Origin of the sequence: Methylobacterium sp. E-065 (assembly GCF_022829605.1) — a bacterium.
In the GTDB taxonomy this organism is placed as follows: domain Bacteria; phylum Pseudomonadota; class Alphaproteobacteria; order Rhizobiales; family Beijerinckiaceae; genus Methylobacterium.
In genome coordinates, this window is sequence record NZ_JAKSYD010000008.1 from 1 (window position 1) to 13,286 (window position 13,286).

At 59.8% G+C, this 13,286-nt stretch carries 13 protein-coding genes and 2 pseudogenes; 7 read left to right on the forward strand and 8 right to left on the reverse strand.

What is annotated here, in order from left to right; all coding sequences use genetic code 11:
- Positions 1 to 393, forward strand: a pseudogene (locus tag MKK84_RS00375) (two pore domain potassium channel family protein); the annotation flags it as partial.
- 554 nt (positions 394 to 947) lie between these two features.
- Positions 948 to 1,738, forward strand: a protein-coding gene (locus MKK84_RS00380; protein WP_243916059.1) for an IS5 family transposase whose coding sequence is annotated in 2 segments (ribosomal slippage) — positions 948 to 1,278 and positions 1,278 to 1,738 — 792 coding nt in all. Because the reading frame shifts where the segments join, the coding sequence is not laid out codon by codon here.
- Here the strand turns inward: MKK84_RS00380 and MKK84_RS00385 are convergent.
- The 5 genes from MKK84_RS00385 to MKK84_RS00405 form a co-directional block, all read right to left on the reverse strand.
- On the reverse strand, positions 1,700 to 2,605 hold the full coding sequence (locus MKK84_RS00385) for a hypothetical protein (RefSeq protein ID WP_243916060.1): 906 nt from the start codon (positions 2,603 to 2,605) through the stop codon (positions 1,700 to 1,702). The two genes, MKK84_RS00380 and MKK84_RS00385, sit on opposite strands and share 39 nt — an antisense overlap.
- A 171-nt stretch (positions 2,606 to 2,776) precedes the next feature.
- Entirely contained in the window at positions 2,777 to 3,109 is a 333-nt protein-coding gene (locus MKK84_RS00390) for a hypothetical protein (protein WP_243916061.1), read from the reverse strand.
- Between the two features lie 82 nt (positions 3,110 to 3,191).
- Positions 3,192 to 3,452: a hypothetical protein gene (locus MKK84_RS00395; protein ID WP_243916062.1), complete on the reverse strand. Its 261-nt coding sequence runs from the start codon at positions 3,450 to 3,452 to the stop codon at positions 3,192 to 3,194.
- Positions 3,453 to 3,956: 504 nt separating this feature from the next.
- Positions 3,957 to 4,856: a three-Cys-motif partner protein TcmP gene (gene tcmP, locus MKK84_RS00400; protein ID WP_243916063.1), complete on the reverse strand. Its 900-nt coding sequence runs from the start codon at positions 4,854 to 4,856 to the stop codon at positions 3,957 to 3,959.
- Positions 4,853 to 5,674: a phage Gp37/Gp68 family protein gene (locus tag MKK84_RS00405; RefSeq protein WP_313899305.1), complete on the reverse strand. Its 822-nt coding sequence runs from the start codon at positions 5,672 to 5,674 to the stop codon at positions 4,853 to 4,855. Before MKK84_RS00405 ends, tcmP begins: the two co-directional genes overlap by 4 nt.
- 309 nt (positions 5,675 to 5,983) lie before the next feature.
- On the opposite strand from MKK84_RS00405, the gene MKK84_RS00410 reads away from it, so the two are divergent.
- Together MKK84_RS00410 and MKK84_RS00415 are read left to right on the forward strand one after the other, a co-directional pair.
- Positions 5,984 to 6,295 (forward strand): hypothetical protein, encoded by a 312-nt coding sequence (locus MKK84_RS00410; protein ID WP_243916064.1) that lies wholly within the window; start codon positions 5,984 to 5,986, stop codon positions 6,293 to 6,295.
- Positions 6,296 to 6,361: 66 nt separating this feature from the next.
- Positions 6,362 to 7,183 carry a 23S rRNA (adenine(2030)-N(6))-methyltransferase RlmJ gene (locus MKK84_RS00415; RefSeq protein ID WP_243916065.1) on the forward strand — a complete coding sequence of 274 codons (822 nt, stop codon included), beginning with the start codon at positions 6,362 to 6,364 and terminating at the stop codon, positions 7,181 to 7,183.
- Positions 7,184 to 7,186: 3 nt separating this feature from the next.
- On the opposite strand, the gene MKK84_RS00420 is transcribed toward MKK84_RS00415, so the two are convergent.
- Positions 7,187 to 7,399, reverse strand: coding sequence for a hypothetical protein (locus MKK84_RS00420; protein ID WP_243916066.1), 213 nt, complete (start codon positions 7,397 to 7,399; stop codon positions 7,187 to 7,189).
- 217 nt (positions 7,400 to 7,616) lie between these two features.
- Between MKK84_RS00420 and MKK84_RS00425 the strand changes: the two genes are divergently transcribed.
- The 3 genes from MKK84_RS00425 to MKK84_RS00435 all read left to right on the forward strand — a co-directional run bounded on the left by MKK84_RS00425 (position 7,617) and on the right by MKK84_RS00435 (position 12,617).
- Entirely contained in the window at positions 7,617 to 9,566 is a 1,950-nt protein-coding gene (locus tag MKK84_RS00425; RefSeq protein WP_243916067.1) for a ribonuclease H-like domain-containing protein, read from the forward strand.
- Positions 9,545 to 10,585 (forward strand): adenylosuccinate synthetase, encoded by a 1,041-nt coding sequence (locus MKK84_RS00430; protein ID WP_243916068.1) that lies wholly within the window; start codon positions 9,545 to 9,547, stop codon positions 10,583 to 10,585. Before MKK84_RS00425 ends, MKK84_RS00430 begins: the two co-directional genes overlap by 22 nt.
- Before the next feature lie 916 nt (positions 10,586 to 11,501).
- Positions 11,502 to 12,617 carry a dCTP deaminase domain-containing protein gene (locus MKK84_RS00435; protein WP_243916069.1) on the forward strand — a complete coding sequence of 372 codons (1,116 nt, stop codon included), beginning with the start codon at positions 11,502 to 11,504 and terminating at the stop codon, positions 12,615 to 12,617.
- 320 nt (positions 12,618 to 12,937) lie between these two features.
- On the opposite strand, the gene MKK84_RS00440 is transcribed toward MKK84_RS00435, so the two are convergent.
- Together MKK84_RS00440 and MKK84_RS00445 are read right to left on the reverse strand one after the other, a co-directional pair.
- A complete protein-coding gene (locus MKK84_RS00440; RefSeq protein WP_003600567.1) occupies positions 12,938 to 13,120 on the reverse strand; it encodes a DUF3606 domain-containing protein in 183 nt (60 codons plus the stop codon).
- A gap of 32 nt (positions 13,121 to 13,152) precedes the next feature.
- Positions 13,153 to 13,286, reverse strand: a pseudogene (locus tag MKK84_RS00445) (IS5/IS1182 family transposase); the annotation flags it as partial.

A 13,286-nucleotide genomic window follows, 5' to 3' on the forward strand; every position in this document is an offset into this window, starting at 1 on the left:
TCGGCACAGGCATTCGTCGCCCTCGACACGGTGTCGCTAATCCGCAGCGGTATCGGAGACCGTCAGGCGGCATGGCTGAAGGAGACCGCCGCCGTCGACGCGATCTGGCGCGTCGCCATGCTGCTCGTGGTCACGCTCGAAACGACATTCGCGCGCGGAGACCTGCCAACGCCGGCCGACGTTAGCAGGGGCGAAAGCGAGGCATGGCGCACGCGCTTCACCGAAGCTGTCAGGCAGCTCTCATCGGCGGGGATCGAGGCGACGCCCGACGGGTCAGGCGCCGAGACTTATCTCGCGCTGCGGGCTCGGTGGCAGCCACACATCGCGCGGCTGGCACCGCTGATGGCTTACCACATCGACGAACTGAAACCCGGCGGAGACAAGCGCCCATGACATGCCCTCTCAATGCGAGGGAGTGCAGACGATGTCCGCTTTGATGCATCCGTCACCCAGAAGCGGACGGGCGGGAAATCCACCCATCTGAGACGTTCACGCAGGCGGTCTAGGGTGGCCGAGATTGGCCGAAAGCAGAATGACCGCTTCGGAGAAAGTCGGTTGGAAAAGCGGACAGGCTCCAACCGACCCGTGCCAGCCGTGCAGACAGTGATCAGCACTTCCCGAAAGCGGCCATTCGTCAGCCGTCCGGCAACTTCGGCTAGGGGTGGCAACCGGACTTTGACCCTTCGTCCCGAAGCGGACGTTCCGGCTCCGACCCAACCCGACCTTAGCCATTGGTCTATGTTCTCATCAAAGCGAACATCGATTGCACTGCTTTTTCGGCAGCAGTACGCCCTTCCGGTTCATCCTTTGAAGCACACATCAGCAGCGCGCATCGACTTGGATGCTGCTGTCACAGTCACACCGATTTCACTCAGGGCTACCGTCCGGACCCATAATGGTAGCGCGGACGGCTTGGGTGTGATTCACGGCTTCCGTGGGAGGAGCCGATGGATCATTTCTGGCTGACGGACGAGCAGTTTGCGCGGATCACGCCGCACTTGCCCACCGACACACGGGGCAAGGAGCGCGTAGACGACCGGCGGGTGATCAGCGGCATCGTCCATGTCCTCAAGTCCGGCGGGCGTTGGACGGAGGCACCGCGTGAGGTCTACGGGCCGAAGAAGACCCTCTACAACCGCTTCGTACGCTGGGCGGCCAAGGGGGTCTGGGTCGGCTTGTTCGAGACGCTGGCGCAAGCCGGCGGCCCGCCCTCCCCGGTGCTGATCGACTCCACCGCCGTGAAGGCGCATCGCTGCGCCGCCGGGGGTAAAGGGGGGAGCAGAACCAAGCCATCGGCCGCTCGCGTGGCGGGCGAACGACCAAGATCCACGCCCTCACCGATCGCTTCTGCCGCCCGCTCGCCTTCCTGCTGACCGGTGGGCAGGCCGCCGACTGCAAGGCCGGCACGCTGCTGCTCGAACGTCTGCCCGCCTGCCGCATCGTGCTGGCCGACAAGGGCTACGACACCGACGCCATCCGCCGGCAGATCGAAGCGGCCGGGGCCGCACCCAACATCCCGCCCAAGATCAACCGCCGGTGGAAGCCGTGCTTCTCGCCCGTGCTGTATCGCGGCCGCAATGCCATCGAGCGCATGTTCGGCCGCCCCAAGGACTTCCGCCGCATCGCCACCCGCTACGACCGGCTCGCCCGCAACGACTTCGCTGCCGTCTGCCTCGCCGCGACCGTCAGCTACTGGTTATTAGTCCGGACGATAGGATGGGGAAGGCGCGGCCCGTGATATCGATGGCGATAAGGGCCCATGTGTTAGAACCCAGTGCCATTCAAAACTTGGCTCGCCACCTTTCGCCGTTCGATCAGCTATTTCCTTATCGAACTGTTCTTTAGTTAAGGTATCGTCGCTCGTATAAATTACGCCGATAAATATCTTGTATTCGTCGGAACCATAGTTTGACTGGTCCGCAATAATCCCGTCTATAGCTGAGGATATGCTCGGCCTGTCACGAGCAACCTTAGTTTCAACGCAGCATTTGAGCCGCGGAATGCCGAAATCTGGTCTATGTCGTCGATATTCGCCAGCAAAAGCTACAGATCCATCCGGCACAGCGTCTGTGAAACTCGCCCTCACAATTGAAAATAGAAGATGCTTCACATCATGCTCGCCGCGCGGCACATCAATAATGTTTTTTGAAAGCATCATTTGAATCGATGCTGGAAAATTGCGACAAATAGTTAGCAGCTGTCCCTGCGCGATGCTGAGACCTTGCTCGATTTGGCTGGGATCGAGCGCATAGATTGCGGAGATTCGACCCAGAAGGTCTCTAAACACAATAGGGTGCTTGTATATTTCAGTCTCGCTCTCTTCAGCGTGGTCAGACGCCGCAACAACAACATCAAATGGCTTCGCTTTAGCTTCGGCAAAGGCTGTCTTAACTTGGTCGAGCAGTACAACGGCGCTACCGTCGAGACCGGAAAATGCAAGTAGCGCGTCGCCCGTCAAAATTAGTTGACGTAAGGCTTTTTGGCGCTCGTCAGCCTCAACCAGCCCAAGAGCATCCGCTTCCTCGGTTGCGAAAAGCGCAAGATCGAGCCGGTTGATGGCATCTTCAGCAAGCCGGAAGAGACGGCGCGCCTGCGCTTGGTTCATGCAACTCTCTCAGCCTCACATGGGAGGCATCGGAAAGTAGCGACATCTGCCGTTCCTGGCACCCCCCAAATCCGGGCGGCAAGGTAAGTTATCTCGGCTGTGGCAGGTTGGATTACTTTAAATGACGCTCCTCGCCACGCGGCCATGATCGCCTGCACGTCGGCCTTACCGTCATCTCCGCCACCCGGCTTCCTTGTCGGGCTCGACTGTCCAATGGGCTTCAAGGATCTTGCAGTCCGCCGCTTCTTCCTCAGTGTTCTGGCTGCTGCTGGTCGGCACGCGCTGGCGGGTAGCGTCGAGGCGCGTCGCCATGGCCGGATCGTTGCCGTCGCCCGCGGCGGGAGCATCCGCCAGCACTGGCGCGCTGGTGGCAGCGAGCATGGCATTCGTTGCTCTCTCACCCTCAATCCGCGCAAGTTCGGCAGCGGATCGCAGCGACCGGAGCGTCGATGGCGCGACCGGCATGGCCGCCACAGTACGAGGCATGGTGGGAGTGATGAACATGGCGGGATGGCCCTTCGACGATGTGGGAGCGGTTGATGGAAAAGGGACGAAGCGGGAGCACGAGGGGCGGACGCTGAGGCCGCTACACCTGCCGGCACGCTACGAGGTCCACCAGGAAGGACTTGCAGGTGCCATGAGCGTCGGCCATGCCCGCAGATACGGCCACGGCTCCGGTCACGCCGCTGTTGTCCGCGACCACCTCGACGAAGACCTGAACGAGGGCGTCGCCGTGCGTCTTGATCAGCGCGTTGTCGTCTTCGGTCGCCGGGTTGTTGACCTCGTACGGAGACTCGAGGACATGAAGCCGAAGCGGCGGATGCTGGCCCGCTCGTCGTGCGCACAAGTATCGGGAATCGACCTGCGGACGCCGATCGAGCCGACACATTTGCGCTCGGGCCGAGCACGATTGGGTCAGCCGCCGAGGCAATCCAATGGGCCGCAGATGCGCCAACGTCGGCCACATAGGCGACGATCGACTTCGACCCACGAGACGCCTTCACGGCCACTGCAAGCTCAGCGCAACCGGCCGCCTCACCACCTCGGGCGTCAATCGCGAGCATGATTGCGACGGCCTTCGCCGTGGCGGGCGCGCGTATGATCACGTCAGAAGACGTGGCCCCGCACAGGTCGGTCAAGAGGTTCGCGCGCTTGAAAAGCGGCCCCTCGACGTAGAGGATCGCGCCGCCGACTCGAACCTTGAGCGGAACTCGACATCGAGGAGGGACAGCGAGCCCTCATCCAGTGTCTGGCGCAAGAAGCACTCAGCCAGTGGCGTGGCGACCGCAAACTAGTTCGGAAGTGCGCCGGTCAGTGTGAAAAGGGCCTGTAGGGCGCCGGCAGCAAGACATCATTCAACGTCCGTCCACAGATCAGCCATATCAACCTGTGCGGAGGCCAGATTAATTTCTGGTCGACCCGAAATTTTGCGATAGGCCCTGAGCATCAGGAGCGGAGCTTCGGCATGATCCGTCGCATGAATCATGTGGTACATTGTTCGTCCGTGCCTCCGCCGACTATGAATTGCATAAGGGTGGGCGTACTTGTAACCAAGCTCGCTCTTGAAGCGATCTGCCAGCATCTTTGCACGCGGAACACCTTGCATTCCTTGCAGCTGCCGCCAATCTGAGCGCCCCCACCAACTTTCCAACTTAGCGGTGGTTCGCGGCCGACTTACAGCGGCGATTGAGCGATCAAGCCAGCCTGTAGCGAAGAAGTAGAAGATCTCGATTTTAGTTGCCTGGGGGTCTAAATTTGGTTTGTAACCTGATAGCGCTCGAACTGTCTCCCAGGAACATTCGAATGTACGCTGATCGAGCAAAGCAAATGTCGCAGTTTTTGATGTAATGCAGCCCGATGACAATATTTCAGGTAGGAGTAGATTAAAATCTCCTTCACGTACTTCTATGCGGCGCTTGGGTGTCTTATCTGAAGCCGCGATTGTTTTCAGCAAATCGACACCTTTCGGGTCCAAATCACACAGCCAGAAGGTTTTGATGCGCTTTGGCTCAGTCTCTATGACTAGTTTTGCCGAGCAAATATCCGTCATGCTACGCTGCTGAGGCGCCGAGAATCCATCTATATATACGCCATGCTTGGTAATAAATGTAAAAAGCCGGAGATATTCTTGGATAAGTTTGGCCTTGTCTTCCGACCAGACCGGGTACTGAAGAGACTTAAAATTCTTTTCTATTGTAAGTGGCTTCAGGGGCAGATCGGCTGCGTCGAAAAGAAGAGGGAGCTCTCTCATGCCGACCTCGATCGCGGAAGCCCATCCCATGTGACGCCATCGAATTGGCGCCCAGCCACCTTCTTGCCTACCCTGAGCATGGTGGCTCCATCCTCTACTGGCGTAGCCCTCGCCTTTGCGAGATTGATCCCCTGACTAGGCGCCCAATCACCCCACTGTTTGAAATGGAAGGGGATGTCTGCAGCCATGCACTGGTTGAGAAGACTCCTGAACCAAGAAGGACTCGATGGCCGCGCCTTTGGGCCACTCTCTCCGCCTGTGATCACCCAATCGATCGACTGAGCCCATTTCCCAAGGTCAACCGGTCCCAATAGCGGTTCAGCCGATATGAAGCGTACTGCGGCCGGCAACGCCGCCAGCTCTGGTAACCGCTCGTCGGCCCAATCCTGATCTTCGATGGTGGTGCCTATCCAAACATTCGGTGGCCAATCGTTGCCCCAAGGGATAAGGCGGCGAACCAGACTCGGTCGTTTCGTAAGCAATAGCCAGTCGAGCGCTGGGGTTGCGGCTATGAGATCCCATAAACGATCTCGCCATGGATCGAGATCCCGGCGATCTTCGAACACATCCGCCATAGATGCACAGAATACCCGCGGACGCTCGCCTTCAGTTGCCGCAACCGCGTTCCAGCGAAGTGGTTCAGCCCAATGCTTTTCGCCAAAAAATCGGCGTTCAGCACCGATGCCCCACACGTCCTTACCTACGCGTTTCGCCCAAGATTCGGCGTAGCAGTGCTTGCACGCTGGAGAGACTTTCACGCACCCCCACCAAGGGTTGAACGTGTGGGTCGTCCATTCGATTCGTGAGTTCTTTGCCACGCCGCGCTCCCGCTCTCTTTAACGATATCCCACATCGCAGCGCCGCACCAGTTCTTGTTACGTTCCCTGCATAATGCTATCTGGACAGCCAAGCCCCTATCAGCAAGCTTGGCTACCCTACCCGTTGTGCGGTTGCGGAACGTCGTTGGGACTCGGCTTTGCGCCTAAGCAAGCCATTGGGTGTCGGCTGTCGTCGCCCCCCCGGAAATATCGGTTACCGAGCTGTCTTGGAGCTTCGACGTCCTGAGCCGACGGTGTAGGACGGCCACGCGATCCGTGCCCTTATCGGATCGAGCCATCACCCAAGCCATGCGGCAGTCGAACATGCAATCAACGTCTCCCGATCTTGGCATCTTCATCGCGGCACTCCTCGCCGAGATCGGGATCGTGCTTCTTGGCGTCATCGCCATGAATGGGGTCGTAGGAGACGTTCTCGCGGCAGTGGCGCAATTTCCGTCACGCGCCCATGACGACGCGACAAACGAGATGATCTCTCGTCGAAAAGCGAGATGGGAGTTCCTCTCGCTGGTCCTGTTTCGGGCCGCTCCCGGCATCGTCCTCATGCTGGGCGGAGCAAGCATGGTCTATTGGACCGTCCTCCCACTAATGAGGCATCCCTGAACGCCTCCTTGGCCCTGTAAGGTTGCGCACCGTACCTGCGACCTTGATGTCCCCAGAGTTTCGCAGATGAACTATCGACACGCCTTTCATGCTGGAAACCACACGGAGGTCTTCAAGCATTCAGCTCTTGTACACCTGCTTGACAGACTCCTTGCAAAGCCAAAGCCGTTCATGGTGCTCGACACGCATGCGGGCCTCGGCTTGTACGATCTGGACTCCTCGGAAGCGGTGAGAACAGGCGAGGCGGCAGCGGGCATAGGTGCCGTCTTCGACAGGCTCGGAGGCGAAGCGGCGTCCTATGCGTCGTTGGTGCGTCCCTACCTATCCGAAGGACGCTATCCGGGCTCGCCGACCATCGTTGCGGACAGGCTGCGGCTAGACGACAGGCTCGTCGCTTGCGAACTCCATCCCGAGGACGTAATAATCCTCCGCAGGAATTTCGCGCGCACCGGTACCGTCGCAGTCCATCACCGCGACGGCTACGAGGCCATGACCGCCCTCGTTCCTCCGCCCGAACGCCGCGGACTAGTCTTTATCGATCCACCATTCGAGAGCCGCGACGAGCCGGATCGGCTGGGAAGCCGGTTGGCCGCAGCGATCCGGAAATGGCCTACTGGGATCTATGTCGGTTGGTACCCGGTCAAGGATCCGACGACACGACCTCGGATACTGGCGCAGCTGGAGCGCGACTGGGTGCCGAGCTGCCTCTGGGCCGAGTTCTACCGGTTCCCGCCCGATGGTCTACGCCTCGCCGGCAGCGGTCTCGTCGTCGTCAACGCCCCGTGGAAGTTCGATGAGACGCTGCGAAGCCTCGGAACCGACCTGATCGAGGCATTCGGCGACGAGGGGGGAGCTATCGCGGTCCAGTGGGCCAAGGCGCCCGACTAACCATCAATGGTCTCGTTCGCCATCCTCGCGCTCGTCTTCGGACATCGCGTGCACCGCCGCCATCAGGCTCCGCCAATTGCACGCCGAGCTCACCCTGCCGGCAAGAAGGGCCCGTTCGGCACGCTCATCTAGAAGCAACAGCGAGCGCTCAGGCCCAAAGAGGTCGACGAACTTCGCGGCCCTGCGCCACGCCTGCGGAGAGATGTCGGGCAGCACACGTCCTCCACGGGCACCAATATGCGAAAGGCGCACCGTGACGTTCCCGTAGCGTTCGGTCCAATCGTCCCCGTCCACCGCAATTTGCCCGGCTGCGCCAGGAGCGAAACAGTCGGTCACCGAAAGTTAACGCTCTGCCGTTGTTATCTATCGTAGATCGCGCGAAGTCCACCGAGGCGTCCGATCGGACCGGAAGCCGACAGCTGGGACCCCGCAGATGGAGACTCATGACGGTCAGAGCAGTTTCTGGACCGATCTCCCGCGCACGGAAAAGGCGGCTCCGCGGTTGTCGGCAGCGCGGAACGCCGCGGCGCGCGAGCTGGCCGCCATCCCACTCGAACTGTCTGCAGCAGTCAGAAACCCGGATGGCGTCCTGTTCCTGGATGTCGAAACCACCGGTCTGAGCCGGTACTACGACGTCCTGACAGTCGTCGGCTATCAGACGGCCGACCGCCACCGCGTTTTCATCGCCGGCGACGATCCCGCCGAGCTGCTCAATGCGCTCGCCGGTGCGGAAGTGCTCGTGACCTTCAACGGCAAGATGTTCGACGTGCCGTTCCTGCTGAAGACCTTCGGAACTGTGCAGCTGCCGCCGCATCATCTCGATCTGCGCTTCGCTGCCCGTCGCATAGGTCTGGCGGGAGGCCAGAAGGCGATCGAGATCGAGCTTGGGCTGCGGCTGCGGGAAGGGTTCGAGCGGTCCGACGGAGCGATGGCGGTCATACTCTGGCATCGCTATCTCAGGGGCGATCTCGATGCCCTGCGACGGTTGCTCGTCTACAACGAGGCCGACGTGCGCGGCATGACCGCGATCCTGGACCACATCGTATCGCGCACTGGGGTTGGCGACGATCTTCTCGGAGAGATCCCGGTCTTCTCCAATCGGAACCCGACGCCGTCCGACTACTCGGCCGCATCCTTCACTCCGCCTTTGCCCGATCGGCTAGCGCGCCGTTCGCCTCGGTTCGACGAGCTCTTCTGTGATGCGGTCGGTGCGACCGTTATCGGAATCGATCTGACCGGTTCAGAAGCCAAGCCATCTGGGTTCGCTGTGCTCCGCGGCCGAGACGTCGCGACCTCCCTGATCGCGACCGACGACGATCTAGTCGATGCAGTTCTAGCGTCCTCCGCCACTCTCGTTTCCATCGACTCGCCGCTGTCGCTCCCTCGTGGGAGAACGGTACCATGGGACGACGATCCGGCCCGCAACGAATTCGGCATCATGCGGATCTGCGAGCGGACGCTGAAGCGACGCGGCATCAACGTCTATCCCTGTTTGCTTCCGAGCATGCAAAAGCTGACCGCGCGCGGCATGAGGCTCGCCGGCCGGCTGCGCGGGCTCGGCGTTCCCGTCATCGAAAGCTATCCCGGCGCCGCACAGGATATCATGGGGATCCCACGCAAGGGCGCTGGGAAGGAATGGCTCGCCGTCGGACTGTCCGAGTTCGGTCTTCGGGGACCTTTTGCGGACGGTCAGGTTTCCCACGACGAACTCGATGCCGTCACATCGGCCCTCGTCGGCGTCTTCTTCCTCGAAGGTCGCTACGAGGCGCTCGACGGCCCAGATGAGAATGCTCTGATCGTGCCAAGTCTCGAAGCTAAGCCGGGCGGCCCGATCGTCGCTCTAAGCGGACCGATTTCGGCGGGCAAGACGACCGTGGCGCGAATGCTCGAGGCGAAGGGCTTCCAGTACGCTCGCTTCAGCATGGTCCTCGATGATCTGCTCGAGGAACGGGGCATCCATCCGGACAGAGTGAGCCGGCAGGCAATCGGAATGGAAATTCACGAGACCAAAGGGCAGTCGTGGTTGTGCGACCGAATCGTCGAGCGGCTTGAGGGAGCTGACATGGCGGTGATCGACGGCCTGAGGTGGCCAGAAGACATGGTCCACCTGTTCGAACGCTACGGTAACCGCCTCCTGCATATCCGAGTTGAGGCGTCCGAGGCCATCCGGGCGAAACGATATGCAGCCGAGCCCGATCAAGGCCGCTCGTTGGTAGAGGCTGAGGCGCAGCCGGTCGAGCGCGCCGTCGAAGAGCTGGGGCGTCTCGCATCTGTGACGTTGACCAACGAGTCTGGTATGGATGCCTTGGAGCGCGAGGTCGCTCGCCTCGTCGAGGCGTACGCGGCTAAGATCGGTGAGACATGCCAGTTTCCGTCGTCGTAGGTGGGCAGTTCGGCTCAGAAGGAAAGGGCAAGGTCGCCCATCACATCGCCCGGCGCATGAAGGCTTCCGCCGTCGTGCGCGTCGGTGGGACCAATTCGGGTCATACGGTGGTTGACGTCAGAGGCGATACACACTCGCTACGCCAGCTTCCTGCGTCCGTTATGGCGCCCGATACGATGGCGATCCTGCCGCCAGGCGCCATCATCGACCTCGACATCCTTTTCGCCGAGATAAGACGGCTCGGCTTGGGCCCAGACCGCGTCGTTGTGAGTCCCCTGGCGACCCTGATTTCGACGGAAGACCGCGACAGCGAACGCCGGGCCGGCCTCATCGATCGCCTGGGGTCGACCGGTTCAGGGACCGGTGCCGCACTCTCGCGCCGCCTGGCCCGCGGAGGCGATACGGCACTTGCCGGTAGCGAAGGAAGGCTGCAGCCGTATCTAGGCGATACGACCGCCGTAATGCGTGCCATGCTGAACCGGGGAGAGCGCATCGTGATCGAGGGATCGCAGGGCTTCGGCCTCTCCCTACTGCACGGGCCCGAATATCCAAAGGCTACGAGCCGGGACACGACCGCCGCGACGTTCGTCGGCGAAGCAGGTTTGAGCCCGTGCGACGTTGACGACGTAACGCTCGTTATCCGCTGCCATCCGATCCGCGTCGCAGGCAATTCTGGGCGACTGGAACGCGAGACGACGTGGCGGGCCATTGCCGACCGTGCCATGCTGCCGCCCGACTTCGTGGAACTTACGACGGCGACGAAGAAAGTCCGGCGGGTCGGAGAGTTCGAAGCCGCTGTCGTTGGAGGGGCGATCGCCGCAAACGCCCCGACCCGGATCGTGCTGAACCATGTCGACTACGTCGATCCGGCCGCCCGACGCGGGGTATTTCAACCAGCTGTCCTCGACTTCATTAAGAACGCCGTCGAGCGACCCCTCTGCATCCGCGTCGATTGGCTTGGTACTGGTCCAGCGGACGTCGTCGAGGATTGGCGGGATCGCGCCAGTGGAGAGAAGTGAGTCGACCAGCCTGAGGCGAGAAACGCTTCCGCAGCCTTGCCCAGAGCTACCGCATGGCTTGGCTGACTCACGATCCAGAAATGGCGGCATGATCCGCGGCGAAACAAAAGCGGTATCAGACTGGGCGATCCGGGGAACATCTCGGCGAGAGTGGCCTCGAGCCTGACCGTCTGGATCTCCGCCGTGCAGGTCCGATTGAGATGGTGGTAGATCACTAGGGACTGGCCACGCCGCCAGAACGGCATCAGTTCGTCCCTGAAGATGAACTTGCCCGATTTCGGGCCCAGGCGCGGAGTCAACTGCGTCGCGATCCCATTGTCTGGATCGAAGAACACGAGGTCCGCCAGCCTCGTCGCCGACAAGGCACCAGTGAGCCAGGCTGTCCGATAAGCGTGTCTTCTGTGTCCCACCGTGCCGGCATCCCCAACCAATCCGGTAGAAGGCTCGCGATAGAAAAGTGTCTGCTTCGGCAGAATGCCCGACACCTCAACGTCGCGCATAGTCCGGGATCCTGTGTCGACGAGTCCGAGCAGACGCGCGTGTAGGTCCGGATCGAGAGCTGCGAACATCTCGTTGCGGAGATAAGCGACGTGCCTACCGTCGCCGTTGTGGCTTTCATCTGGAAAAGCGCACCAAACGACGCCGAGGCGAAGCTTCAGCCGATCTGCCTCGGTCAGCCGCCTTAAAAGCGCGTACTTCGCGAAATCGCCGACGTCGCCGACATACCGATTTTGCATGACCCTCTGCGCGATCCGCGGGTGGATGATACGTGGCCATAGTTGGAGTCCCGTTGGCCAATAGCTAGACACGAAGGAACTGCTTCGGGCCAGACCGAGGCAACGAACTCGGTCGCGCGCCGGCTTCGCGCTTTGGGCCAGTCGCCCTGACACAGGCCGACCGAAGGGAGACGTTGCGTATGGATACGCCCGAGACAGGTCCGCTTGATCGCCATGCGGAGAATGAAGCGGAGCATAAGGCTCGTGCCAGACGCTTCAAATCGGTAGACCCTTTAAAATCTGTTCCCCACGGCCTGCTGTCGTCGTCGGAAATTCACGACTACATTCGGCTTACCTCGATGCTGGACGAATTTGACGAAAAACACCTTAAGAGCGCGTCATATGAGGTGTTTGCTGGCGGCGAGTTCATATATTGGGAGAAAAACACTCGCAAGAAAAAGAAAATTACCAAAAAAGATTATTTTCTTACACTGCCCGCTAACTCAATTACTTTTGTGCAGACTAGAACGAAGTTTCGCCTGCCCAGTTACATTGCAATTCGTTTCAACCTTCGAATCACACATGTTCATCGTGGGCTACTACTAGGCACTGGACCGCTCGTCGATCCAGGCTTTGAAGGACAGCTACTTGTTCCCTTACACAATCTCACCTCAACTGAGTATCAGATCGACTTGAGCGAAGCCCTTATATGGATTGAATTCACGAAAACCACTGCGAATTTCGATAATTTTAGCTACGAAGAACTTGATAAGTATTTACTCCCGAATAGAAAAACGCAAGCTGTAGATTTCCCTAAAAGTAAATGTTTCAAGGATCCAGATTATTACCTTTTCAAAGCTAATGGTGGCCGGCCAATTGTCAGCTCTATCCCAGCCGCCTTGGGGCAGGCGAGTAGCGACGCGCGTGAGGCAAAGGAAAGCTCTGAAAGTCTGCAGAACTGGGCGAGAGGCATCGGTATCCTCGCAGTACTCGGCGCGGTGCTGGGCGTCGCAAGCGCTCTCACCTCCTCTTGGACGATGATCAAAGGGGCTCAGGAATCTATCCGTAAAGCCGACGAAACAGTCGAGAAATCGAACATGACCATCGCCGAGCTAAAGCAGAAGGTGCAGGCGCTCGAGGGCAAGACACCGATCCTGCAGACCGCAGAAGATCGGATAACAAAACTCGAAAATTCACGAGACGAGCTCGTCAAAAATCTGGCACGGAACCGCGAAGACGCCGACCGGACCATCGCTTTCATGCGGCGGGAAATCGATCTCCTGACAAAACGTTTAGATGAGAGGCGCTCGCGGTGAGAGGTGGCGAAATAAATTCGATCTACATTAGGTAAAAATCTTCGTTAGTAGTCGGTCTTTTGCTCGGCCTCGTACAACAGAAAAGGGCATTCAACTTTTGGCTACCTTAGAATTTTCGGGCTGATCAGATCACCGACAAACGGACCTTCCGAAGCTATGAGAAGGGTGGACACGAGACGGTCGGCCATCCGAAGCTGAATGTCTGCTACCTGGCGTTTCGCTAATGTCTGCTCAGGGCGCATTCCAGTAGCGGGTAAACATATGCCGCTTGGCCGCCGACTCGGTCCGCAAGCCGAAGCTTTGCTCGCCTCGAGAATTTCCTAACGCTTTTTGCCCAGCTCGGCCGCGATGTCCTTGGTCATTCGACCGACCTTGCGATGCGCGGCCGTAAGTTGGTCCTGCGTGACGCCCCAGCGCTTCATCCAGAACTCGACAGCCTTGCGTTCCGACAGATCGAGGCGGTCCTTGTCGATAAAGCCACGCTTGTCCTTGAGGCCGGCCATGGGAATCCCGTTGGGTTGATGACTTAGAGCGCCTAACAGAACCGTCTGATCTGGTTGAGGGTGATGAGGCTGGCGGCGAGGCTCGTGAAGGCCTCGTAGATGTCTGCGCGTCGCTCATAGCGGATGGGCAATCGACGGAATCGGTTGAACCAGGCGTGGGTGCGCT